Genomic DNA, 25,556 nt, shown 5'->3' with positions numbered 1-25,556 from the left:
ATCTTTCTGCGTACTTATTTCTTTATCTTTGAGTAAGAATCCTTCCTAACATTTCAATTTAACCGATAATCCAGCTGAATTCTTATATAATTCAGCCGATTCACTCAATAATTCACCGATACTCCCCAACCTTGTAATAAATAATAGAAGACCCCCAAACCGAATGATTTGAGGATCTTCTCTAATTATCAATTAATCTATCATTTTACTTCCAGTGACTAATGGTAGGTCAGGCTTGGAGGCCCATTCATTCATGGAGCCATCATACACCGCGACATTTTGCACACCTAATTTTTCTAGTATTAAAGCATTCCAGGTAGCAGCGATTCCGCCACCGCAATAGGTGATTACTTTTTTATTGGAATCAAATACACCGATATCCGCAAAGTTATCCTTCAATTCTTCATCAGAAAGAACATTTTTTGTTGTTGAATCAGTATGGCATCCGAAGAATACATTGGCACTGCCGGGTATATGGCCTTTTCTCAGATAACTGTTAGTTTCACCGCGAAAATCCTCTGGAGAGAGACTGTTGATTAGAATAACCGAATCATCATCTATAGATTTTAAAACCTCATCCATTGTAACTAATAAATGATCTCTTCTATAGCTTGTAAACGAAGCTTTTGGATAGGATGTCTGATCAGTAGTAACAGGACGACCTTCTTCAATCCATTTTGGCAAACCTCCATCCAAAATAGCAATATTGTCTAAGCCCTCATATTTAAGCTGCCATCTTAAACGAGATGCCCAATATGGAGCAAAAAATGGAGCCCCAACAACCGCTCCTCGGTCATAGATTACAGTGTAAGTATCCTGATCGCCGATTCCTAATTCTGAAACCTTTTCTATGAAATAATCTCTATCAGGAACAGTGAATGGTAAATCAGAAGCGGAATCAGATAGTTCATTTATTAAATCTGCATACACCGCCCCAGGTATATGTTCATGTTCATATGATTCCTTACCTGATGAGAGTGTGATACTGCCATTTTCTAAGGGTTTCATAAGAGTAGTTACGTCTATTAATCTTAATTTAGGGTCATCAAGTCGGCTTGATAACCATTCTGTAGAAACAATAATAGGAATTGTTTGCATGTATATTTCCTCCTATATAAGTTATTCTGTTAAATATATAATAATTTCCATGTAAATACTATGAATTAGCTTTTTATCTAACATCAGTGACAATTTAATTTAGATCCCAATAACTATCAGGAAAGTCTATAATTATTTGACACTGTTTATGAAAAATTGATATTTGATGCCTTTCTAAAACATTGATACGTAACATACTTATCTCAACGGGAGATTGTCTCATAAGCTGTCAAACAGGGAGTCTTTCCTTCATTTATCTTTCGTAAAAGTATCATTAAAGAAATACATATAAAATGCATTACGTTACAAATACTAGTCCGATAAATAGAATTCTGTACCTGAAAGTTTTTAGGTTTGATTAAGTAGTTTGATAATAAGCGATTCTAGGGTTCATTCGTTGTTTGGATAATCTTATATTGCGATGGTATGTATACTTCGAGAGAAAATATCCATCCACCGCAAGTGATTTACTTATAGTATCGGTGGACAGATAGTTGACTTTTTACCGTCATATTAAGAGATTCGTGGTATTTACATATGTCTAGATAATTAATAATTAGCAACTATAAGCTAATATACTAGATGTAGGGAAAGAGGCAAAAGTAAAAGTAGGAAAAATGATTCCTGTAGTATTACCAAACGGACTTGCTGATAGGACCCACATTAATACATAACGACCATTATTTAAAAGCATAATTGTCCAGCGTCTATCACAGCCCACCCCAAAAGTTGTTCCAGTTCCTGAACCAACCCATGTACCTGATGTTAGAACCTCTTGGCCTTTTGACGGGTTTTGTAGAAGATATTGATACATATTAATCGTATTCTGTGAAGGTGGGGGTGTGCCCCCAGTTGGTGAACCACCTGTGCCGGGCATTCCAGTATTGGTATTCGGCCATCCTGTTGATGTTCCAGGCCATCCTGGAATAGGAAACGGAAGATTGGGAAGCCCGGGGATTTGTCGATCATAATATTCCATTAATATACACTCCTAATTCAATTTTTTATAGGCTAACGACAGTATATTATTTGGTTTGATTAAGGGTGTGGGCAATAATTCTTTAACATTAAATATACAATCATGGAATAGATTGTTTTGTTATAGTTGAATGTTTGCTTTTGATTGGATCGAGAATAAATGGAGTAATCGGTTAGTGTGTTAAACTAGAAGATATCAGTAGGTTTGTTATTATTCTTAAAAGAGCTTTTGTTAAAGATAAATGTTGTTTTTACATTGAGTAGAGTGATTCTTCCATAAATTAATAAATTGGATGACTGATAATGGTATGAAATATACTTGGCCAGTATGAGTCGATTAGGATATATATTTTGTTTATACTGAGGAATGGATGGAGGAAAAAGAATGAAAAAATTATTATCAATGCTTATTTTACCAATGACTATTTTTCTGACGAGTTGTTCGACAATAGAGGAAGTGTCAAATTCTTTAAATTATGTTACGGAGGCTACGGATTACATCGATGAAGTAAATCAATTTGCAAATGAATTACCAACTGTAGCAGAAGCAGCAATAAACGATTTAAATTCAAAAATTCAATTAGAAGAGTTATTAACAGAAATGCAAAATGAATTAGAAGAATTCAATATACTTGAAGCACCGGCTATGTTAGAGGATATCCATAATCAAGTGGTAGAGCATAATATGGAACTAGCAAGTGGTATTGAGTTGTATTTAGAAAATATAGAGGCAGGCACATTAAGTTCAGAATTACTTTCGGAAATTGGTTTATTGGAGGAAATCGCTGTTTATAATGATCTGTTAAGCCAAATTAAGAAATTAAGCGAATAAAATAATATTCTACTGAGGCGCTACAGGATTTAAAATCCTGTAGCCAGTTTTTTATTGTACTACTATCAGTCCGTTGATCCAGGAAGGATTTATGTTTTTTTGTTAAACCTCTTATGGAGATAAAGGGGCACGTTAATGAAAAAGGGTATAGATGATGGATTATCGAATATTTATATTAAATACTAATCTTTCTTAGGGGTGCTATGTTTGAGCAAACAAGATAAAATAGGGGAAATATCGATTATTTTAAAGAGGAAAATAGTAACGGCCGTTGTTAGTAGTTTAATATTTTCCCTTATCTTTTCAATACCAGCGGGTTTTGAAGGGGATTTATTTTATAATTTATATTATATGAATTTTATGATTGTTATTACCTACGGGGTTATGACATCCATATTTAGTGACTGGTTTAGCAGGAAGCTTTCAAAAAAAGGGGTAATTCGTGAAATTGCTTCCTTTTTATTTCATGTTGTTTTCGGATCAATGTTACAAGTTTTTGGTCTTATTTCTGCCATCTCATTCTTTATTGTTGACCGTTTATTAATAAGGGTGAAGATCGGGTGGATGTCAGTTTTTATTGCATTATTAATTGTAGTACTAGCTTTTCTATTTCTGATTAATCGGTAGCTAAAATAAGCGAAGCAAACTTAATGGTTATAGATTCTAATTATTTACTAGTAGCGTAGCTTTGATAAAATTAAAGGAACTGCGATCTGTACTGAAACCCCAGTTAGAGTCCAATCTAACTTCTTGGGTTCACATCAGATCGCAGTTTCTTTTGTTATGGTCTATTGGTTAGCTTAGTGATCATTATTTAAAATGATTAATAAGATTTTTCAAGATTGATTTATCGAAGGCAAATACTTCGGGATTTTTATGATAAAATATTTTAATATAATAACAATATTCAGAACTGTAATGATGGAGGCCTATTCTTTATGGAACAATATCAAATTGTATATAATACCTTAACTAAAATGAATATTCCATTTGAAGTAGTTGAACACCCTCCTGCTTGGACAACAGCTGAAGCAGACAAATATATTGATGGGAAAGAAGGGGTGCGCACTAAAACGCTCTTTCTTACCAACAAAAAAAAGAATGCGTTTTATTTAGTTATAATGGATGGAGCAAAGCGTCTTGATATGGATCATCTTGCTACTATTCTCAATGAAAAACGGATAAGCTTTGGTTCTTCCGAACGGTTAATGGAAAAAATGGGGTTATCTCCTGGTTTTGTTTCTATTTTTGGATTGCTAAACAATGATGAACACGACATAAAAGTCTATTTAGATAAAGAGATGCTCTCAGAAAGATTAATAACGTTCCACCCTAATGACAACACTAAAACTCTATTTATGTCTACAGAAGATATGTATAAATTTATAACTACAATCGGGTATGAGTACACGATAGTTGAACTTTAATAAAACCAACCAAATTTAGTGAATGATTAAACTTAAATAATCGAGTGTGTTTTAAATGCAAAAGCACTAAATAAAAAATTAACATAAATTTGGACTAGTAGGTTGAAGTCAAAAATGTAATCATGCGGTTTAGACGGTAGTGATAGTGAAGTTGGATCAATTAGAAGATATCGATTTAGTTTGAACTTGGACAGTACAGTCCATACGCCGATACAATAATATTTAGGCGGAGGAATATATGGAAGCGGTTAGGAAGGGAATGGACAACCCTCAATCCTGCATATGAAGCTATAGAGAAAGATAACTTTCACAGTACAAACTATGCTTCTATTTCATAAATCCATACTAATATCAACCCTACCTCCATCAACAAAAATGGAGGTTTTTTTATTGACAGTTAAAAAGTTGGTAAAGTATGGTCGTTTGGATAGATGCCGGTGCTGACACACTTACTGGCAAGAGGAAACAGATTTATCGAAGTGGTTTTAAAACAAAACGTGAAGCGCTTAATTAAAAAGGCGAAGGTTCCATGCCACTTCATAATCTTAGGCATATTCATGCAAAGATTCTTATTAGGAGGCGAATCGGTTTATGGAATATTAATTTTACTAAAAATAGAAAAAAGGCTCAAACCCTTGATACCATTAGGTTTAAGCCTTCTTGTAAAGTGTGATCCCGACTGGGTTCGAACCAGCGACCCCCACCCTGTCAAGAAGAGGGTTAAATAAAGACCTGTCTGTTATCCCTGCGATAATTCATTCTTGACGGTCATGATTTCATCTTCGGTTGCAGGCTGTGCTGGTTTATAATAGCCTCTTTGCTTAGCCAGTAAATAGACTTGATATTGTCTTTGTTCATCTTGATTTCTCATATCTTGAACCTTTTGTCTTAATTCCTGATTTTCTGTCTGTGCAATAATAGACGCATAACCTGTAAGACTACTGTTTAATCCTGATAAATAATCATTAATCATTTCTTTTTCCTGCATGACAAATCCTCCTTTTATAAAAATTTCATTAGGTCTTCTTTATGATTTCTTGCGTCTTGAGCATCTTTTTGTAGCTGTTGTATGATTTCTGGGTCTGTACATTGCTGTGCATAATAATCAAGCTTAGTGGCTAGGGTGCCATGCGAGCCGATCATATGACGCAGGTTCTGAAGTTCTAATTCATTTAAGTTTGGCATATTATCACTCCTCAATAAAAATACACTCCTACTATCTGCTAAAACCACATAAAATATGCATTTCTAAAAGGTTGTTGATCTTATCAGTGAATCACTTCACTTTACTTTTACACGAACAAGTTATCCTACAAATATTGACACCATATTAAAATTGTGAATAATTAAAAATAGATAGCAATTAGCACTCGATATTCATGAGTGCTAATTGCCGGATATTCTTTCTTTACAGAACACGATGGAGGGGAAAAGACGAAAATGGAAAAACAGCAATTTAAAGCAGAATCCAAACGATTATTGGAAATGATGATTAACTCAATTTATTCTCAGCGCGAGGTGTTTTTGCGTGAACTTATTTCAAATGCCAGTGATGCGATTGATAAACTTTACTACAAGGCATTAACAGATGAGTCCTTAACATTTAATAAAGAAAGTTATTACATAAAAGTAAGTGCAGACAAAGAAAATAGAACCTTATCCATCTTGGATACTGGTATTGGGATGACCAAAGAAGAACTTGAAAATAACCTTGGTACGATAGCTAGAAGTGGATCTTTAGCTTTTAAAAGTGAAAATGAATCAAAAGATGGCCATGATATTATCGGACAATTCGGCGTTGGTTTTTATGCAGCGTTTATGGTAGCTGATAAAGTGACAGTAATCAGTAAAGCGCTTGATTCTGATACCGCGTATAAATGGGAATCAGAAGGTACGGAAGGATATACGATTGTTCCATGCGAAAAGGAAACAATCGGTACTGAAATCATTCTTACGATTAAAGAAAATTCAGAGGAAGAAGATTTCGATCAATATTTAGATGAATATAAATTAAAATCCATTATCAAGAAATATTCCGATTTCATTCGCTATCCAATCAAAATGGATACCGTAGAGAAGCACCTAATTGAGGGCAGCGAAGATGAATATGAAAATATTATTGAGGAACAAACCATCAATAGTATGGTTCCGATTTGGAAAAAGAATAAAAGTGAATTAACGGATGAAGATTATGAAAGCTTCTATCATGAAAAGCATTACGGCTTTGATAAGCCGCTTAAACACTTGCATATCAATGTAGACGGAACAATCCGTTATAATGCAATTCTTTACATCCCTGAGAATATTCCTTTCGATTATTACTCCAAGGAGTTTGAAAAAGGGCTGGAGCTGTATTCAAACGGTGTTCTGATCATGGAGAAATGTGCTGATTTACTTCCTGACCATTTCAGCTTTGTGAAAGGGATGGTCGATTCAGAGGATCTATCACTGAATATTTCAAGGGAAATGCTGCAGCATGACCGACAATTAAAGCTTATTGCAAAAAATATTTCGAAAAAAATTAAGAGTGAGCTTCAATCATTATTAAAAAATAACCGTGAGAAATACGATTCATTCTACAAATCCTTCGGCCGTCAAATTAAATTTGGCGTGTATAGTGATTTTGGAGCAAATAAAGAAGCTTTACAGGATCTGCTAATGTTCTACTCTTCCAAAGAGAAGAAATTGGTGACTCTTGATGAGTATGTGTCGAGAATGCCAGAGGATCAAAAATACATTTATTATGCAACCGGTGATTCCTATGAAAGAATAGAAAAGCTTCCTCAAACAGAGCTTGTTCTAGATGAAGGGTATGAAATCCTGTACTTCACTGAAGATATTGATGAGTTCGCCGTTAAAATGATCATGAACTATAAAGAGAAAGAATTTAAATCTGTCTCCAGCGGAGATCTTGGTATTGATCGCAATTCTTCAGACAAGCAAACGGATGAACAAGAAGAAGAAAATACTGAGATATTCAATTATATGAAGGAATTACTTACAAACAAAGTGAAGGATGTCCGGGCTTCCAAACGTTTAAAAACACACCCTGTTTGTTTATCCGCTGATGGAGAAATCACGATTGAAATGGAAAAAATCTTGAATGCTATGCCTGATAATCAAAATGTGAAGGCAGATAAAGTATTGGAAATCAACACAAATCATGAAGTCTTCCAATCTTTAAAAGCAGCTTATGAACAGGATAAATCCAAGCTGGATTTATATACTGAGCTATTGTATAACCAGGCCTTATTAATAGAAGGACTGCCAATCAATGACCCAGTTGAGTTTACAAATAATATTTGTAAAGTAATGGTTTAATCATAACCTTAAAGCATCAGTCTACCCTAGGAGATGGGTAGACTGATGCTTTTATATATATAGCATCTTTTCCAGCTCTATTATATATAGGATATTAGAATAAATTTTTGTTCGTATAAGCACATTGTAGATGTGATGATACAGAAGGACAAGTAGAGGAAGGAGCGTATACAGCAGTTAAGATAACCATCGTATAAATATTCTCTGTACCATTCATTATAGAAGATTAGGCCTTTGCATTTTGGGTGATTTCCATCATTTTCATAATTGTAATTTTCTTTATACAGGAAGGTATGAATAATGCATTTTAATAATCCAAAGAAATTGTATCTAAAAGATAAAGTTAAACTACATAACAAATTCACTGGACTAATTTAATATCTACTGTAATAACTTTATGACTTTCCTCTATTCTATTGCTAGAAGAACTTGGTTTTTTTATTGTAGATATTGAAGGAATCTATTTACAAAAAAATGACAGCGCTTTCTTGTTGAGTGTAAATCACCAAAGGAGGAAAAGTCTTTATGAATAAGACTGCCCATATAATTTCTCATTCTCACTGGGACAGAGAGTGGTATTTACCTTTTGAAAAACATCGTTTTTACTTTATCAAACTCATGAATAGTATCATTGAGCAATTTAAGAAGGATGGTAATACATTTAAATCGTTTCATCTTGACGGCCAGACAATCCTTTTAGAGGACTATTTTGCAGTCCACCCTGAAAATTTTGAAATCGTAAAACAATTGATTGAAGATAAAAAACTTTATATTGGTCCTTGGTACGTGTTGCAGGATGCTTTCTTAACCAGTTCTGAAGCTAATATCAGGAACTTACAGATTGGTTTGTATGATACGGAAGTCTATGGCCATGCTTCAAAAATTGGCTATTTTCCGGATACATTTGGGATTTATGGACAGGCACCTCAAATTCTGAAACAGGCGGGCATTGATACAGCAGCATTTGGGCGTGGTGTTAAGCCTACTGGCTTTAATAATACAGTATCGGATACACCAAACTTTGAATCCCCTTATTCCGAGATTGTTTGGAAATCGCCAGACGGTTCTAGTGTTTTAGGTATTCTTTTTGCGAATTGGTATTCGAATGGGAATGAAATTCCAGTTGATGAGGAAGAAGCAAAGGTATTTTGGGATAAAAAAATCCAGGATGCAGAGAAATATGCCTCGACTAATCAATTATTATTCATGAACGGCTGCGACCATCAGCCATTGCAAAAAACAATACCGCAAGCAATTGAAACAGCCGGTGCTCTATATCCAGATTATACATTTAAACACTCCAGCTTTGCTGAATATATACAAGCATTAAAAGTCTCACTTCCCAATAACCTGCAAATCATTGAAGGTGAGCTTCGCAACCAGCGAACAGATGGCTGGTCTACCCTTGTCAACACGGCATCAAGCCGTATTTATTTAAAGCAATGGAATACGAGGTGTCAAATATTGCTGGAAAAAGTCGTGGAACCACTTGCAGCTATTAACCTTTTAGCCGGAGGGGATTACCCGAGAGAATATATCCGTTTTATGTGGAAAACACTGATGAAGAATCACCCACATGATAGCATTTGTGGCTGCAGTGTAGATGAAGTCCATCGTGAAATGGTCACACGTTTTGAAACAGTTTCGCAGATGGGAGATGTATTTGTTAAGGAACTTGCTGCTGAGATTGCTGAAAGAATTGATACATCTGAAACACCGGATGGCGGGATCCCACTCCTTGTAATTAATACAACCGGTTGGGAGAAAAATGAAGTAGTCATAAAAGAAATCGATCTGGATAAAATATTTTTTTCTCAAATGGATTTTAAAGAAATACCAAATTATCTTAAGGAAAGAGAATTACCTTATTATAAACTCGTAGATAATCAAGGAAAGGCAATAGATTATTACCTTGAAAAACCTGTTATTGAATTTGGATATGATTTACCAGACGATCAATTTCGACAGCCGTTTTTTGCTAAACGGGCTAAGCTATCATTCTTCGCTGAAGGAATTCCTTCATTTGGCTATAAAACGTTCTACCTTTTACCAGAAAAGGTTCCAGCACATCTAGCTGAAACAAGAGAAACTGAGAATGATAGATTTGAAATGGAAAATGAGTATGTTCATTTACATTTTCATGGAGATGGAAGCTTTGATTTAATGAATAAACTAACGGAAGAAGTATTTCATCATCTTGGTATATATGAAGACACTGGTGATATTGGAAACGAATATATGTTTAAGGAAACAGAGGGGCATGCCTCCATCAATACAAAGGGGATAGCAGCCGAATTTTCATGGTTGGAACAAAGTAAACTCAAAACTGTACTCCAGTATACTCATACGTTATCAATTCCAGCATGTGCGGATGAGCGATTAGCCTTAGAAAGGAACCAATTAGTTTGGCATAAAGAACGGGAGGCAGGTAGATCTGGTGAAATGACAACAATTACTTTACGAACTGTTGTCACACTGGCAAAAGGAATGAAAGGTCCGGTTTTTACGCTGACCATTGATAATCAAGCAACAGACCATCGTCTCCGTGTGCTTTTCCCAACTGGTTTAAAGACAGAAACTCACAAAGCAGATAGTATATTTGAAATTGTTACTCGTCCCAATAAACCAGAAAAAGAATGGGATAATCCTAGCTTTTGTCACCATCAGCAGCGATTTAGCAGTATAGCAGATGAGCAAATGGGCTTAACCGTGGCAACCCATGGTCTTCAAGAATATGAAATCCTGCCAGAAGACGGTACGATCGCAATTACTGTTCTCCGTTCGGTAGCTGAGCTCGGAGACTGGGGATATTTTTCGACACCTGAAGCACAATGCTTAGGAATCCAGACAGCAGAGTGGCAAGTACTGTCACATGAAAAAGATGTGATTAAATCACAAGCTTTTGTTGATGCTTACCAATTTAAAGTACCTCTTGTTATTGTTCAACCAACTATACATAAAGGTACAAGGCCACCAATACATCAATTTGTACAATCTGAAGACAAGGGACTAGCATGGTCCTCTATGAAAGTAGCGGAAGATCGTGATGATATCATGATTCGCTGGTTTAATCCTGGTGAAAAGAATGCGATACTAAAAGCATCTATCAAAGATTATCAATCGTACAAGAGTAATATCTTGGAAGATTCAACAACTTTGACAGAAAATCAATATGAAGCAGGAAATGCAGAAATCATTACACTTGGATTTAAAAGAAAAGGATAGGGTGTGAATTGATGATAACTATTCCTAAATCAATGCAGAGACTTATCAAACATGTAAATGACTTTTTTCCGGAAGACGCAAAATTACAAAGAATGTTTGAGCAATGTTTTGTTAATACGTTTACAACGACTTTAAAAAAACAGGAAGATGGCAAAACCTTCGTAATTACCGGTGATATTCCGGCAATGTGGCTCCGCGATTCAGCTGCACAAGTAAGGCCCTATTTACTGGCAGCAGAAGAAGATGAAGAATTAGCGGATTTAATCGAAGGAGTAATTCGCCAACAGTTTTCTTTTATACTTCATGATCCGTATGCTAATGCTTTTAATGAAAGTGCCAACGGCAAAGGTTATCAAACCGACAGAACAACGATGACCCCACATATTTGGGAACGAAAATATGAAATTGATTCTTTGTGCTATCCAATCCAACTGGCTTACCTATTTTGGAAGTCTACAGGACGTACTGCGTTTTTACAAGAATCGTTCCAGGATGTTATGAAAACAATTCTTCATGTATGGAGAACGGAGCAGGATCATGAAAATCATTCACCATACCGGTTTGAACGTGCAGAAGTTCGTCAGTCCGACACATTAATACGTCATGGAAAAGGAGGACATGTTGTACCGACCGGAATGACATGGAGTGCCTTCCGTCCAAGTGATGACGCTTGTACTTACGGGTATTTAGTGCCCTCTAATATGTTTGCAGTGGTAGTACTTGAATATGCAGCTGAAATCAGCAATCAAGTATTGAACCTACCAATATTAAGCAAAGAATGTCTGAATCTTCGCAATGAAATAAAACAAGGAATCGAAACTTTTGCCAAGTTCTCTCACCCAATTAACGGTGACATGTATGTATATGAAACGGATGGTGAGGGCAGGGTCAATTTAATGGATGATGCGAATGTTCCAAGCCTGCTGGCTGCTCCTTATTTAGGATACATGCCATATGAAGATCAAGTATATGCGAATACACGCCAATTTATATTAAGTAGGGATAATCCATATTATTATGAAGGGAAATTTGCAAATGGAATCGGAAGTCCACATACACCTGATCATTATATCTGGCATATTGCACTTGCAATTCAAGGAATGACGACAACGGTTGAAGGCGAAAAACAAATGATACTAGACTATTTTAAAACAACTGATGGCGGAACGGCGTATATGCATGAGGGCTTTAACGCCGATTGCCCAGAAGAATTTACAAGAGATTGGTTTGCTTGGGCTAACACAATGTTTAGTGAATTTGTATTAAGTTTAACGGGGAAAGCGGTAAAAGGAAGCCCGCTTTATCACCAATTGATTAAAAATCAATAAGTATCTTGAAGGAGAATTTTCATTTGAGGGGATGAAGCAATGAAAAAAGTGCCATGGATCATTGGTGTTTGTGAGTGGATTTGGAGAGTGATTTTAGTCAATTGGTGTTGGTTTGCGTTTACTATCCTTGGATTAGGCATATTCGGATTTTTCCCTGCGTCGGTGGCTTTATTTACGATATTAAGAAAATGGATTAGAAACGAAACGGATGTACCTGTTTTAAAAACATTTAAGCAGATTTATTTTCAAGAATGGAGAAGAAGTAATGTAAATGGCTTGATTTTCTATGGCATCGGACTTTTCCTGTTTATTGATATTCGAATAGTTGACCAAGTGATGACAGGCTTTTTGGCTAGTTTTCTTTCTATCTTCTTATACATTCTTGTATGCGTGTTATTTTTAGCGATTGGGTACTTTTTTGCAATCTATGCTCATTATGAACTACCAAATAGGGATTACATTAAACAGTCATTTCTGTTTGCAGCGACCAGCTTGCCTTCTACTATACTCATTTTGATTGGCCTTATCCTGATTGGCTATATGATTAATGAGTATCCAGGTCTTATTCTATTTGTGTCTGCAGTTGCGCCTGCCTTTTGGATGATGAGAATCTGTCTTAGCCGATTTACAGCTTTAGATAGTCAAGTAAGTAGCAATAAAGGTTACTAAAAACAATCTTTAAGGAGGAGTTTATTTTGAAATTGCATATTAAGGGAGATGTAAATTCAGTACAAAATGGTATAGAGATTCTGTCTAAGCATCTAAATATAGAGCTTTCCACGGAAGGGCATCCCATTCAGGTGAAAAATGAAAGTGGACAGCTTAGGGTTGCTAATCAAAACGGTAGCGGGGAAATTAGCTATGATCAGCCGGTACATTTTTTTCGTGCTTTAGGTTTGTGGATTGAGAATTATCAGAAAAACCATGAATTTGATATATCAGAAGACCCGAATTTTGAAATGAGTGGTGTAATGCTTGATGCCTCAAGGAATGCCGTCCCAACAGTTACTGAATTGGAAAAGCTGCTGCAAAAAATGGCAATTATGGGACTTAACACATTGATGCTTTACACAGAGGACACTTATGAAGTTAAGGAGCATCCTTATTTTGGTTATATGCGAGGACGATACACAATTGAAGAGCTAAAAGCATGTGATAATTATGCCAATAAACTTGGAATTGAAATGATTCCATGTATCCAAACATTAGGGCATTTACGGGAAGCGCTGAAGTGGAACTATGCTTCTGAATTTAGAGATACCGATGATATCCTATTGGTGGATGAGCCGAAGACCTATGAATTTTTGGAGAACTGTATTAAAGCCGTTTCTGAAGCTTTCCATACGAAACGTATTCATATTGGAATGGATGAAACTTTCCAGTTAGGACTTGGAAGGTATTTGGAAAACCACGGTTATGTGAATCATATTGAAATTATGAACCGCCACATACAAAAGGTTGTAGCAATTACCGAAAAGTATGGCTATAAACCAATGATATGGAGTGATATGTATTTCCCTCTATTCTCCAAGGATAGTAAATACCATGATGAAAAAGGTCATATTAGCGAAGAAATTTTAGGTGGAATTCCGGATGTAGACCTTGTCTATTGGAATTATTATCGTAAAGAGCAGGAGGTATATGAAGAATATATCCAACATCATAAAGATCTAGGTCGCCTACCAATTTTCGCTGGCGGTGCATGGACATGGAATGGAATTGCACCGAATTACGGAAAAGCAATTGCTACTACTGAAGCAGCTATGGCCGCATGTAAAAAAGAAGGAGTTAAGGAAGTCTTTGTTACACTCTGGGGTGATAATGGAGCAGAGACACCTTTCTCAACGGCTTATCCGATCCTTCAATTATTTGCTGAACATACCTATCACCAAGTAGTAACGAATGAACAAGTCGGCGACCGCTTTGCATTTTGCTGTCAAGGACACTTTGAAGATTTTATGATTTTGAAACACTTGGATGAAACGCCAGGAGTCATGGAGAATAATATGAACACATCTATGACTTCGAAGATATTATTGTATCAAGATATTTTAATCGGTTTCTATGATGAGAATGTTCGAGGTTTAGGGCTTGGCGAACATTATAATAAGCTAGTTTATGAGATTGAAAAGGCTAAACTTCATAATCCTGATTGGGAGCATTTATTCGACTTTTATGGGCAGCTGGCTAGAGTGTTGAGTGTGAAGGCGGAAATAGGCCTTCAGTTAAAGGAGCTTTATGACAAAAAGGATGTTGAACAGATCCGTTCATTCTTACCTAAACTCGATTGGATTCAAACTAACGTGGACCTGCTCCGTCAAAAACATCGTGATATTTGGTTTACAGCCTATAAACCATTCGGTTGGGAAGTTATTGATATCCGCTATGGGGGGGTTATTACAAGAATTGACACCATAAAATATCGTCTCAATGAGTGGCTTGATGGAAGAATTGATCAAATTAATGAATTAGATGAAAAACGACTGCTTCACGATGGACCTTGGGAGATTGTAGATGGATTAGTAGGTGGGAATATATATCATCGAATTGTCACTGCTGGTAATTTTTCAATCTAAAACATAGGAGTGAAAACATGTTTTTAACCGAAAGAAAGTTTGAAGCACGTATTCAAGAACTAGGGGAGTATCGTTACCGTGACTGCTATGATATTCCTCAATTTAACACCTGCAGTGACAATGGTAGGATTGGTGCCTTTCCACCATTGGAATACGATGAACATCATCAAATGAGGTTAGGCAACTATTGGAAGGGACGAGATCGTTACATGTGGATACATGCTAATGTCGATAGCCACCTCCCATATAATAATAAACAAATTGTCGGACTATTTTCTTTTGGGAAAACAGGAGGAGGAAATAACTCTGGTTTTGAGTCCTTATTATTTATTAATGGAAAGCCCGTACAAGGAGTAGATTCCAATCATGAAGAAGTTCTTTTCGACCAAGAGACGTCGCAAGGATCCATACGATTAGATTTTCGATTATGGTCCGGCTTTGAAGGCGGAGGCCCTCCTGTTGAAAATGAATTTAAACTCCAAACCGCGAAGATTGGCTGGCTGGATACTCGTATTGATGATTTATACTATACCCTTTTAGCTTCTTATGAGGTATTAAAAGAAAGCATGGAAGCAGATTCTCATTATTCGTTTTTAAAGAAAATGATTCAGGACGCTTTATTCCGAATTAATTGGACTGATCCAGGAAGCATTGAATTCTATGAATCATGTTATGAAGCGGAGACCGATATAAAAGAAACGCTTAGATCAGTTGATAAAAATTCAGATATTACGATACATGCAGTCGGCCATACACATATCGACGTTGCCTGGCTTTGGCGGTTAAGAAATACGAGGGAGAAAGCAGCCCGATCCTTTTCAACGGTACTAAATCTAATGAATCGGTTTCCAGAATATCACTTCTTGCAAACACAACCGCAGCTCTATGATTATATTAAAGCTGACTATCCTGAAATATACGAGCAAATAAAAGAGAGAATTGCAGAAGGTCATTGGGAAGCAGGAGGAGCGATGTGGCTGGAAGCCGACTGTAATATCCCTAGTGGTGAGTCGCTTGTCCGTCAAATTCTTTATGGGAAGAATTTTTTTAAGGAAGAGTTCGGCATCGATTGTGACTATCTCTGGTTACCGGATGTGTTTGGCTATAGCTGGGCGTTGCCGCAGATATTAAAAAAATCTGGGATCAAAACGATGATGACCACTAAGATTAGTTGGAATCAGTATAACCGTATGCCGCATGATACATTTTTTTGGAAGGGGATTGATGGGTCAGAGATATTAACTCATTTTATCACTACACCTGAACCTTGGAACGAGCCGGACTCGTGGTTCTATACATATAACGGCTACATTACAGCGAAAACAGTAAAAGGGATTTGGGAAGCTTATCGCGATAAGGATTTATCCAAGGATCTTCTACTATCATACGGGTACGGTGACGGTGGGGGTGGCGTTAATCGCCATATGCTTGAAATGCGCCGCAGATTCGATCAGCTGCCGGGAATGCCGAATGTGAAAACATCCGGGGCAGGAGAATTTTTTAGAAAACTGCACGAAAATGTAGAAAAGTCCGATGGTTATATTCATAAATGGGACGGCGAACTATATCTTGAATATCACCGTGGAACCTATACTAGCCAAGCATTTATGAAAAAGATGAATCGTCAACTGGAGCTCTTATACCGAAGGGCAGAATTCCTATCCTCTTGGTTATCTGACAAGGGAGAATGGCTAGGATTTGACCGACTTAAGGATGGTTGGAAGATTATATTAAGAAATCAATTTCATGATATCATCCCTGGTTCCTCGATACATGAAGTATATGAAGATGCGATGGAAGAATACGCTGAAGCACTACAGATTGTTCAACAAGTGGAAGCAAACATTATTAGTAAGAACGTTGAAGAGAAGGGACAGTCTGCGATTTTATTTAATGCTACTCATTGTAAGGATAAAAGGAATGTATTCGTGTCTCAATTCGCACAATTTAACGCTGGGGTTTGGACAGATAGAGAAGGACATGAGTTAAACCATCAAAAGAGTGAGAATGGGTGGTTAATTGAAGTGAAAAACCTACCTTCTTTTGGTGTAGCTGTCTTAAATTTTGAGCCGGATGAAATAATTCCAGCAGCTTCTAATTTTATTTATCATAATAGAAAATTAGAAACGGCATTCTACCAAGTTGAATGGAATGAGTATGGTCAGATGATCAAAATTTACGATAAAGAAACAAATCGTAATATTTTAGCAGATGGTCAAAATGGAAATGTGTTGCAAATCTTTGAAGATAAGCCTCTTGCACACGATGCTTGGGATATTGATCTATTCTATCAAGAAAAAATGGAAGAAATTCGTGATATTAGTACATTTAAAGTGGAGGAAAATGGTGAGCTTTTCTTTAGCCTTCTTGTTACTTGGAAGTATCATCATTCGTCCATTACTCAACGAATCAGATTTTATCATAATGATCGACGGATTGATTTTATAACTGATGTTGATTGGCATGAAAAAAGGAAGTTGCTCAAAGCATCGTTCTCTGTTGATATTCGGTCTACAGAAGCTACTTATGATATTCAATATGGTAATGTAAAGCGTCCTACGCATTGGAATACCAGTTGGGATATGGCAAGGTTTGAAACTGTCGGTCATCAGTGGGCCGACCTATCAGAACCAGATTTTGGAGTCAGTTTGCTAAATGATTCAAAATACGGGTATGACATCAAGGAGAACGTGATGCGTTTAACTTTATTAAAATCGGCAATTCATCCAGATCCTCAAGCTGATCAGGGGCAACATTCCTTTACTTATTCTCTTTATCCGCATATAGGAGATTGGAGAATAGCGAAAACAGTGGAAAAAGCTTGGGATTTAAATGCACCGGTTTTATCTACAGAAGGAAAATGGACGAGGGAGGAGTCTTACTTAGAAACTGATTCGGACCATGTTTGGATAGATGCTATTAAGCCTGCTCATGATGGAATAGGGATTATCGTTCGGATTCATGAATATGAGGGACGCAGAGGTACGGTATCCTTGAATTTCCACACAGATACCTCATCATGGATTGAGACGAATTTAATGGAAGAACCTATCGGTACAGAATCATCTGCACCGATTAAGTTGGAAATTAGGCCTTATGAAATAAAAACAATCAGAATAACATAAACAGAAAATGAACGGTTTGATCATTCTTTCCGTTCATTTTTTGTATTTATATAGGCAATTCGCTTTTACTATTTCGCTTTAGCATCAGCTTACATAACTTCAAGTTTTAGGTAAACTTACATTGTTTAAAAATTTATTAAATTACGTAAAAGTGTTTAGTAAATACAACAAAGTAAAATAGCATGAAGATTACTATCTTAAAATTATGCCATGTTAACCTAGTTGTAGGTTAAGCTTTAAAAATTGCTGAAAGATGTCGTTTAATGCCGTTTAGTAATTCATCTTTTAATCGATTTTGTTATTCTTTATGAAAAGTCCTAAAAAACATCTTGTTTCTAAGTTTTTTCCAGTTAATCCTAAATTAGTCAACTATAAATTAAGCTCTATTCCCTATAAAATATAGTTATGTAAGTGCTTACATTTTTTTGGAGGGAGGTAAAAACACTTGAAAAGATTTGCACGTGATCTATATAAAAATCGAGTCTGGCTTCTAATGGTCCTGCCTGGAACCATTTGGTTATTGGTATTCTCCTATTTACCTATGTTTGGACAAGTATTAGCTTTTAAGAAATTTCGAATCCATCCAGACGGTTTTTTTGCAAGCGTTATCAATAGTGAATGGGTAGGTTGGGATAACTTTAAATATTTGTTCAGTACAAATGATGCATGGATTATAACAAGAAATACTCTCTTATATAATATTATCTTTATTGTTGTTGGGCTTATTGCTGCTGTGGGAATAGCCATTTTGCTTAATGAGCTAGTGAATAAAAAGCAATCAAAAATTTATCAAACTTCTATCCTTTTCCCACATTTTATTTCCTGGGTTATTGGCAGCTATTTTGTTTTTACTTTCTTAAGTACTGATCATGGCCTAATGAATCATGTACTCAGTTGGTTCAATATTGATCCCATTTCATGGTATAGCGAGTCAAAATATTGGCCATTTATTCTAGTATTTATGAGCTTGTGGAAAGGTATAGGTTACGGCAGTATCGTATATTTAGCATCTATAGTTGGAATTGACCGAACATATTACGAGGCAGCAATGATTGATGGTGCTTCAAAATGGAAGCAAATAAAACATGTTACTTTACCAATGCTTAAGCCATTAATGATTATTTTAACCATTATGAATATCGGAAAGATCTTTAACTCGGACTTCGGATTGTTCTATCAGGTACCAAGAGATTCCGGAGCATTGTATTCGGTTACAAATGTTATTGATACATTCGTATACCGAGGTCTTATGAATCTTGGGGATATCGGTATGAGTACAGCAGCCGGTCTTTATCAGTCCGTTGTAGGTTTTACCCTTGTCATGATTACGAATTACATAGTCAGAAAAATTGATGAGGAAAGTGCATTGTTTTAAAGTTTTTTTCTTCGGAAAGGAGGGAGAGTCGCTCAAGCGGCTAACTTTATGGCTAAACTAGAGCAAGATCCAGCACCGGTTGTCGTTTCACAATCGATGGGAGAGCTAAGAGGGGATAAGACAAGGAAAAAGTATCGAGACCCCCAGCAAATCTCCCCTGTCGTAAACATAATTATCAGTGTGTTTCTGGCAATATTAGCATTCATGTGTGTATTTCCATTTATCTATGTCATCATAATTTCTTTTACAAGCGAAGAAAGTATTGTAAGAAATGGATTTCAGCTATTTCCAAAAGAGTGGAGTACTGATGCATATCTTTATTTATGGAGTATGAAGGAACGATTATTCCGTTCTTATGGCGTTACCATTCTTGTTACTATCCTCGGGACCATTATAAGTGTGTTAATGATTACCTTTTATGCTTACGCTATTTCAAGACCGCAATTTAAATATCGGAAATTCTTTACTTTCCTAGCCTTTTTCACAATGCTTTTCAGCGGCGGTCTAGTACCGACTTATATAATTGTTACTCAATTTTTAGGATTGAAAAATACAATTTGGGCATTAATTTTACCGCTTGCATTGAATGCTTTCTATATCATCATAATGAGGACATTTTTCCTGAAATCAGTTTCCGAATCAATATTAGAATCAGCGCGAATTGATGGAGCTAGTGAATGGAGGATTTTTTTCCAAATCATCTTTCCACTGTCATTACCGGGTATTGCCACAATTGCATTGTTTAGCACATTAGGTTATTGGAATGACTGGTTTACGGCTTTGTTGTATATAGATAATCCGAATTTAGTGCCGTTACAAGCATTACTAATGAAAATAGAAGCAAACCTTGAATTTATGAGGCAAAATTTAGATGTTGGCTCAATACAACAAAGTTTATTTGATACGATTCCACAAGAGTCAGCTAAAATGGCAATGGTTGTTATCGCCACGTTACCAATAGCAGTTTCATACCCGTTCTTCCAAAAGTACTTCATCAGCGGACTAACTATTGGCGGCGTTAAAGAATAATATAGAAAGAGGAGAGAGGTATGAAGAAAAAATTTGTGATTCTATTAGCACTAGTTCTATCGATTGGAACAATCCTATCTGCATGCACCAGCAAAGAAAGCTCAAATGAGGAAAACGGCGGAAAAGATGGAGACCCATACGAAATTAAATGGTACACCATCGGAACACCTCAAAAGGATACGGATAAAGTATTCGATGAGGTAAATAAGTACCTAAAGGAGAAAATAAATGCCACTGTGAAAATGACTCAAATTGATTGGGGTGATTGGGCTCAAAAATCGCAAGTTATGATCAATTCAGGTGAACAATTTGACATCATTTTTACAAACGGAACCGATTATGTTCAAAATTCCCAAAAGGGTGCATTTATGGCTCTTGATGATATGTTGAATAATGAAGGAAAAGAGATGAAAGAGGTTATTGATCCTCAGTTTTTAGAAGGTATCAAGATTGATGGTAAAATTTATGGTATTCCTGCTAATAAAGAGGTAGCAAGACAAACGGTTTATACGTTTAATAAACGACTTGTAGACCAATACAACTTCGATATTTCTAAAGTGGGTTCTTTAGAAGATTTAGAGCCAATGCTGAAAACTATTAAGGAAAAAGAATCTGGTGTTACACCAATGGCTACATTTAAAGCATTTTTACGCTATGACTATGTCTTTAATGGTGAAATGCCCTTTGCATTCCCATTTGAAGGGGAAACAGATCAAGTGATTAATCCATTTGATACAGATGAAGCTATGAATATGTTTAAAACGATGCATAAATATTATAAAGCTGGCTATCTAAAAGAAGATGCTGCTACAAGTAAAGACACATGGCCAATGGATGTGGAAAATTGGTTTGTACGTATGGGTGGATCACAGCCATATGCTGATTTACTTTGGTCCCGTTCAGCTAAATACGAGGTTGTGTCTGCACCTGCTGAACCGCCAACCATTGTAAATGACTCTGTTTCTGGTTCAATTCAGGCCATTTCGGCTACATCTAAAAATCCTAAAAAAGCAATGGAATTCCTAAATTTGCTTAATACAGATTCCTATCTTCGTAACCTCGTAGATAAAGGAATTGAGGGCACCCACTATAAGAAAAACGAAGATGGAACAATAGAAGATCTTCCTGCACGTATCGACAGCTATAATATGCCATCCTATTCTTTAGGAAACCATTTCATCCTAGACCTATACAAAGAAGATCCTAAGGATAAATGGGAGAAATTCGAAGAATTTAATGCTTCTGCCGTTAAATCACCAACCCTTGGTTTCAATTTTAATAGTGATCCAGTTCGCTCAGAGCTTGCTTCGATAACGAATATTTCGAAGGAGTTTTATCCGGCGCTTGGAACAGGTTCAGTGGATCCGGAAGAATATCTGCCTAAATTCAATAAAAAATTGAAAGAGGCTGGAATCGATAAAGTATTAAAAGAAATTCAAAAGCAATATGATGAATGGAAAAGCAAACAATAATAAACATAAAAATCAAGCTGGTGCATTCCAGCTTGATTTTATTTACCATACTCCTTTTTAACCTAATAACCTAAATATTGCTATTCGATGTTATAATTAACATATATACAATTTGTATACTAAAGGATTCTAATATGAAATTTAAAGAACGCTTTACGCAAAATGTATTTAATAGACTGTTTTTGATATCCTCTATCACTATTGTTGTAACCGTTATCATTTTATTTGTTACGGTTTCAAATTATTATTCCGATATTATTATTCAAAAGGAAGTTAATATTAATACACGGACATTAGAAAGAGTAGAAGATTATTTTTCATCCAAGGATGCAGATATTAATAGAGCTATAAGAGATCTTTATATAAATGGAGAAATGATCAATGATATAACTTTCGCTCTCAACAATGGTTATGGAAAATACTTGGAGTACCATTTAGATAGATTTTCGAAAAGTAAATCTTTTACTCCTAATAATATTGATATCTATTTTAATGGTTATTTTAGTCAGGATAGTGATTTAAATGCCATTAGTTTACGTTCATATGAGAATCAATCTATTGAATATTTATTAATCAATAATAATGTCCGCTGGAATAAAAGCGTAATTGACCTTGGTACAAATGCAGATCCTTCTCTTTCTCAGGGAATACCTAACTTAAACAGGGATGGTTTGCTAAAAGAACGAAAGTTAAGAAACACAATAACAAAAAGAATCATACTGAATAACCCAGTAACACTGAAAAAAATTGGTGAAATATCATTTTACTACTCAACAGAATGGTTAGACAAAATGTTAAGAAAGCAAGAAGGAGCACCAGTATCTTTCTTTCTTATTGATAGAAATGGAGAAATTGCTTATTCGGTTAATAAAGGTATCCCGATTGATATGATTAGGGAAGTGAAACGAGAAACAAATGAGACGAAAATAGAGTGGAAGCAAGAAAACTATCACATAAACACGATTGCTAATATGGGGGAATTTACTTACATAAGTGTTATTCCCGATAAAGGATGGCAAAAGCTGACGATCATTAGAGGGACTATGTGGGTTGTTATTTGCTTTCTTATTTTAGCTGCTATTTTAATAACTTTTTCTTTTACCAGGAATTATTCCCGTCGAATTCAAAACATCGTAAAGATAGTTCGTAAGGTAGAAAATGGTGATTTGAATGCACGAATTCCGATATCAAAGCAAGAAGATGAATTATCGAAGATATCTATCAATATCAATTCGATGTTAACAGAGCTAAATAAGTATATTGAACAATCCTACCTGTTGAATATGAAGCAGCAGCAAGCCGAATTAAAAGCCCTTCAGGCACAAATAGATCCGCATTTTCTATTTAACACACTTGAGGCCATCCGAATGGTTGCAGTTGTAGAGGGTTCTAAAACATCCAGTAAAATGATTTTTCATTTATCTAAGCTTTTTCGTTATACTTTGGAATCTAAAGATACCGTACCGCTTTACACTGAAATCAGATATGTTAATCAATACTTGAAATTGATGCAATTTAAATATCCAGATAAATTAAGTGTGGATATCAACATTCCAAATGAAGTGGAACAAACAATGGTACAAAAATTAATATTACAGCCAATAATTGAAAATTATTTTGCTCATGGTTTCAAAAAAAATCAATTTAATAATGAATTATTAATCCTTGCCCACCAAGTAGGTGAAAAAATAGATATCATCGTGAAAGATAATGGCAAAGGAATGTCTGAAGATAAACTAGACATCATTGTTCAACATATTAATCATGAAGAAGGTGATGGTGTGAAATCAATCGGATTAAGAAATATTCATCAACGTCTAAAGCTTAAATATGGGGACCAGTTTGGAATTTCCTTGACCAGCATCAAAGATCAAGGTACAACGGTTAAGTTGTCTATTCCTGTGCAGGAGATCAAACATGTATAAGATACTATTAGCAGATGATGAACCGATTATCACAAAAGGACTAAAGGCCATAATAGATTGGGAGGATTATGGATTTGAAATTGCCTATACTGCCGAAAGCGGGGAGGATGCTCTTGCTTATTTAATTAATCATCCAATTGACATTCTTATCACGGACATTTTAATGGGCGAAATGTCTGGCTTGGATTTAGTTGAGGAAGTGAATAAAATAAAGCCTGAGATTAAGAGTATTGTTTTAACAGGTTATCAAGAGTTTGAGTATATAAAACAAGGATTATTGTTAGGCATTGAGAATTATTTGCTAAAACCAGTAGATGAAGAAGAATTATTAACAACTATCCAAAATACAGGCCGAAAGTTAAATTCGATCGTAAACACCAGGCAGCAGCATGATGAGACAACTCTGTTGGATAATACGTTATGGAACTATTTAACTGGTGAAATAGATCAGCACGATTTTCATGAAAGGTTGTTATTATACAGTATTGAGTTTAATGAAAAGCTTTATAATGTTTCTATATTAAATATTGAGAATTACCAAGATGGAGAGATACTAAACAAAGTTCGTAGCTTTATTGAGGAAAATTATTCAGCACTTTGTCTCTTTAGCCCTTTCCAGGAAATCGTAATCATCTATGGAGGTTATGATGAAGAGGATATATTGAGACAAAATCAAAATCTAGTCGAACATTTACATAAAGAACAGTTAGGGACCGGACTATTTTATTTATCTATGGGAAAGGTAGTCAATACGCTTGATGGATTTGAGGACAGTTTTGCGAATGCAAGGGAAAATAGTTTGCTGCAGTTAAATTTCGAACCCAATGTTCTTATTTCCAATAAAAATGCAATGGATCGGCAGGAAGAAATAAAGAGACAAAAAGAAATTAAAGAAAATATCGTGAAAAAACTAATGAATGGGGAAGACGTATTCTTATTGGAGATTGATCATTTCTTTGAAAATTTGACACAGCAGTCAAATTTAATCTCTCCTCAAGTAGTGAAAAAATATACATTTGATTTAATCTGCTATATCCACTATTCCATACAGCACGATGATTTTTCTCAATATACTGCAGCTGTTGAAAGGATTGTCTATAGTACTGAAATCAGTCATATGACAACCATCCTAAAAGAGTACTGTCATGATTTACTCCAAGCCATTCATCAACATACTCATAGTCGAAGTCCGATTGTGCAAAATGTGCTTCAGTATATTCATTCACATTATCATGAAGGTCTGTCATTAAAAACACTTGGACAGCAGTTTCATATAAACGCCATTTATTTAGGCCAATTATTCCAAAAAGAAGTTGGCTTGGTGTTTTCTGAATACCTGAATCGATATCGATTAGAAAAAGCTAAGGAATTATTAAAAACAACTCATTATCGCGCTGGGGAAATCGGCAAAAAAGTAGGATATTCTGATACAACCTACTTTTATAAACAATTTAAGAAAAATATAGGGACAACACCTAGTGAATGGAGAAAGATTTGAATAATCTGGTGGAAGGGAATTGAAGATAAATCGCTAGGCCACTTTCATATCACATGAATTTACCAGTAAAAACGTATCAAATTGATACGTTTTTTTATTGCATCTTCTATTTGAGTATTCTTTATTTTATCCAATGAATCTATATTTTCCCCAATAGGAAGGGGCATTTATTATTGCTAAAATTATGAAAATGATTACATATTTATACCAGTACATCCTATTTAGAAAGATGAAGATTAAGATAATTGTTTGAATAAATGTCCATGAACTCTCATAGCCTGATTCATCGACAGGATAAATCTGGATACACGGTAAGGAGAATTTATTTAGAAGAGTTTCTGATAAAA

19 protein-coding genes and 1 pseudogene are annotated in these 25,556 nt (G+C 35.5%); 16 read left to right on the top strand and 4 right to left on the bottom strand.

The features are described 5' to 3' along the window. Positions 1-192: 192 nt before the first annotated feature. Together FHY47_RS04585 and FHY47_RS04580 are read right to left on the bottom strand one after the other, a co-directional pair. Positions 193-1,098 carry a sulfurtransferase gene (locus FHY47_RS04585; RefSeq protein ID WP_066103684.1) on the bottom strand — a complete coding sequence of 302 codons (906 nt, stop codon included), beginning with the start codon at positions 1,096-1,098 and terminating at the stop codon, positions 193-195. A 556-nt stretch (positions 1,099-1,654) separates the two neighbouring features. After that, complete coding sequence (locus FHY47_RS04580) at positions 1,655-2,077, bottom strand: hypothetical protein (RefSeq protein WP_066103686.1); 423 nt, start codon at positions 2,075-2,077, stop codon at positions 1,655-1,657. Between the two features lie 384 nt (positions 2,078-2,461). On the opposite strand from FHY47_RS04580, the gene FHY47_RS04575 reads away from it, so the two are divergent. The 5 genes and pseudogenes from FHY47_RS04575 to FHY47_RS18845 all read left to right on the top strand — a co-directional run bounded on the left by FHY47_RS04575 (position 2,462) and on the right by FHY47_RS18845 (position 5,063). Continuing rightward, positions 2,462-2,908 (top strand): DUF6376 family protein, encoded by a 447-nt coding sequence (locus FHY47_RS04575; RefSeq protein WP_066103687.1) that lies wholly within the window; start codon positions 2,462-2,464, stop codon positions 2,906-2,908. Between the two features lie 207 nt (positions 2,909-3,115). Continuing rightward, complete coding sequence (locus FHY47_RS18850) at positions 3,116-3,535, top strand: hypothetical protein (RefSeq protein WP_066103690.1); 420 nt, start codon at positions 3,116-3,118, stop codon at positions 3,533-3,535. Between the two features lie 311 nt (positions 3,536-3,846). Next, on the top strand, positions 3,847-4,335 hold the full coding sequence (locus tag FHY47_RS04565; protein WP_066103692.1) for a prolyl-tRNA synthetase associated domain-containing protein: 489 nt from the start codon (positions 3,847-3,849) through the stop codon (positions 4,333-4,335). A 401-nt stretch (positions 4,336-4,736) separates the two neighbouring features. Continuing rightward, a pseudogene (locus tag FHY47_RS04560) lies at positions 4,737-4,840 on the top strand (Arm DNA-binding domain-containing protein); the annotation flags it as partial. Further along, positions 4,833-5,063, top strand: a complete 231-nt coding sequence (locus tag FHY47_RS18845) for a hypothetical protein (protein ID WP_187393432.1) — start codon at positions 4,833-4,835, stop codon at positions 5,061-5,063. The pseudogene FHY47_RS04560 and the gene FHY47_RS18845, both read left to right, overlap by 8 nt. Positions 5,064-5,074: 11 nt before the next feature. Here FHY47_RS18845 and FHY47_RS04555 read toward each other — a convergent pair whose 3' ends face one another. Both FHY47_RS04555 and FHY47_RS04550 read right to left on the bottom strand, forming a co-directional pair. Beyond that, complete coding sequence (locus FHY47_RS04555) at positions 5,075-5,323, bottom strand: spore coat protein (protein ID WP_066103694.1); 249 nt, start codon at positions 5,321-5,323, stop codon at positions 5,075-5,077. Between the two features lie 14 nt (positions 5,324-5,337). Further along, positions 5,338-5,520, bottom strand: a complete 183-nt coding sequence (locus FHY47_RS04550; RefSeq protein WP_066103696.1) for a hypothetical protein — start codon at positions 5,518-5,520, stop codon at positions 5,338-5,340. Between the two features lie 255 nt (positions 5,521-5,775). Here FHY47_RS04550 and htpG point away from each other — a divergent pair, with 255 nt between their 5' ends. The 11 genes from htpG to FHY47_RS04495 all read left to right on the top strand — a co-directional run bounded on the left by htpG (position 5,776) and on the right by FHY47_RS04495 (position 25,209). Then, positions 5,776-7,656, top strand: a complete 1,881-nt coding sequence (gene htpG, locus FHY47_RS04545; protein WP_066103698.1) for a molecular chaperone HtpG — start codon at positions 5,776-5,778, stop codon at positions 7,654-7,656. A 525-nt stretch (positions 7,657-8,181) separates the two neighbouring features. Next, complete coding sequence (locus tag FHY47_RS04540; RefSeq protein ID WP_148629742.1) at positions 8,182-10,881, top strand: alpha-mannosidase; 2,700 nt, start codon at positions 8,182-8,184, stop codon at positions 10,879-10,881. A gap of 32 nt (positions 10,882-10,913) precedes the next feature. Further along, positions 10,914-12,209, top strand: a complete 1,296-nt coding sequence (locus FHY47_RS04535) for a glycoside hydrolase family 125 protein (RefSeq protein ID WP_262365965.1) — start codon at positions 10,914-10,916, stop codon at positions 12,207-12,209. A gap of 39 nt (positions 12,210-12,248) precedes the next feature. Then, positions 12,249-12,878, top strand: a complete 630-nt coding sequence (locus FHY47_RS04530) for a YesL family protein (RefSeq protein ID WP_139891901.1) — start codon at positions 12,249-12,251, stop codon at positions 12,876-12,878. Between the two features lie 26 nt (positions 12,879-12,904). Then, complete coding sequence (locus FHY47_RS04525; protein WP_148629740.1) at positions 12,905-14,785, top strand: family 20 glycosylhydrolase; 1,881 nt, start codon at positions 12,905-12,907, stop codon at positions 14,783-14,785. 17 nt (positions 14,786-14,802) lie between these two features. Continuing rightward, positions 14,803-17,910: an alpha-mannosidase gene (locus FHY47_RS04520; RefSeq protein ID WP_148629739.1), complete on the top strand. Its 3,108-nt coding sequence runs from the start codon at positions 14,803-14,805 to the stop codon at positions 17,908-17,910. Between the two features lie 445 nt (positions 17,911-18,355). Continuing rightward, complete coding sequence (locus tag FHY47_RS04515; RefSeq protein WP_066103708.1) at positions 18,356-19,285, top strand: ABC transporter permease; 930 nt, start codon at positions 18,356-18,358, stop codon at positions 19,283-19,285. Between the two features lie 96 nt (positions 19,286-19,381). Then, on the top strand, positions 19,382-20,314 hold the full coding sequence (locus FHY47_RS04510; RefSeq protein WP_139892019.1) for a carbohydrate ABC transporter permease: 933 nt from the start codon (positions 19,382-19,384) through the stop codon (positions 20,312-20,314). 20 nt (positions 20,315-20,334) lie between these two features. Continuing rightward, on the top strand, positions 20,335-21,786 hold the full coding sequence (locus FHY47_RS04505; protein ID WP_066103711.1) for an ABC transporter substrate-binding protein: 1,452 nt from the start codon (positions 20,335-20,337) through the stop codon (positions 21,784-21,786). A gap of 134 nt (positions 21,787-21,920) precedes the next feature. After that, on the top strand, positions 21,921-23,711 hold the full coding sequence (locus FHY47_RS04500) for a sensor histidine kinase (RefSeq protein WP_140461483.1): 1,791 nt from the start codon (positions 21,921-21,923) through the stop codon (positions 23,709-23,711). Beyond that, positions 23,704-25,209 (top strand): response regulator transcription factor, encoded by a 1,506-nt coding sequence (locus tag FHY47_RS04495; protein ID WP_139891905.1) that lies wholly within the window; start codon positions 23,704-23,706, stop codon positions 25,207-25,209. The genes FHY47_RS04500 and FHY47_RS04495 overlap by 8 nt, the downstream gene beginning before the upstream one ends. The last annotated feature ends 347 nt before the right edge of the window (positions 25,210-25,556 follow it).

This window comes from Bacillus sp. E214 (genome assembly GCF_008087365.1).
Taxonomy (GTDB): Bacteria; Bacillota; Bacilli; order Bacillales; family Pradoshiaceae; genus Pradoshia.
This window is presented reverse-complemented; position numbering and strand designations above follow the sequence as displayed.

Bases quoted from the DNA above. Each gene is read 5' to 3' on its own strand.
- FHY47_RS04585 (WP_066103684.1), bottom strand. From the start codon at position 1,098: ATGCAAACAATTCCTATTATTGTTTCTACAGAATGGTTATCAAGCCGA.
- FHY47_RS04580 (WP_066103686.1), bottom strand. From the start codon at position 2,077: ATGGAATATTATGATCGACAAATCCCCGGGCTTCCCAATCTTCCGTTT.
- FHY47_RS04575 (WP_066103687.1), top strand. From the start codon at position 2,462: ATGAAAAAATTATTATCAATGCTTATTTTACCAATGACTATTTTTCTG.
- FHY47_RS04565 (WP_066103692.1), top strand. From the start codon at position 3,847: ATGGAACAATATCAAATTGTATATAATACCTTAACTAAAATGAATATT.
- FHY47_RS04555 (WP_066103694.1), bottom strand. From the start codon at position 5,323: ATGCAGGAAAAAGAAATGATTAATGATTATTTATCAGGATTAAACAGT.
- FHY47_RS04550 (WP_066103696.1), bottom strand. From the start codon at position 5,520: ATGCCAAACTTAAATGAATTAGAACTTCAGAACCTGCGTCATATGATC.
- htpG (WP_066103698.1), top strand. From the start codon at position 5,776: ATGGAAAAACAGCAATTTAAAGCAGAATCCAAACGATTATTGGAAATG.
- FHY47_RS04540 (WP_148629742.1), top strand. From the start codon at position 8,182: ATGAATAAGACTGCCCATATAATTTCTCATTCTCACTGGGACAGAGAG.
- FHY47_RS04535 (WP_262365965.1), top strand. From the start codon at position 10,914: ATGCAGAGACTTATCAAACATGTAAATGACTTTTTTCCGGAAGACGCA.
- FHY47_RS04530 (WP_139891901.1), top strand. From the start codon at position 12,249: ATGAAAAAAGTGCCATGGATCATTGGTGTTTGTGAGTGGATTTGGAGA.
- FHY47_RS04520 (WP_148629739.1), top strand. From the start codon at position 14,803: ATGTTTTTAACCGAAAGAAAGTTTGAAGCACGTATTCAAGAACTAGGG.
- FHY47_RS04510 (WP_139892019.1), top strand. From the start codon at position 19,382: ATGGGAGAGCTAAGAGGGGATAAGACAAGGAAAAAGTATCGAGACCCC.
- FHY47_RS04505 (WP_066103711.1), top strand. From the start codon at position 20,335: ATGAAGAAAAAATTTGTGATTCTATTAGCACTAGTTCTATCGATTGGA.
- FHY47_RS04500 (WP_140461483.1), top strand. From the start codon at position 21,921: ATGAAATTTAAAGAACGCTTTACGCAAAATGTATTTAATAGACTGTTT.
- FHY47_RS04495 (WP_139891905.1), top strand. From the start codon at position 23,704: ATGTATAAGATACTATTAGCAGATGATGAACCGATTATCACAAAAGGA.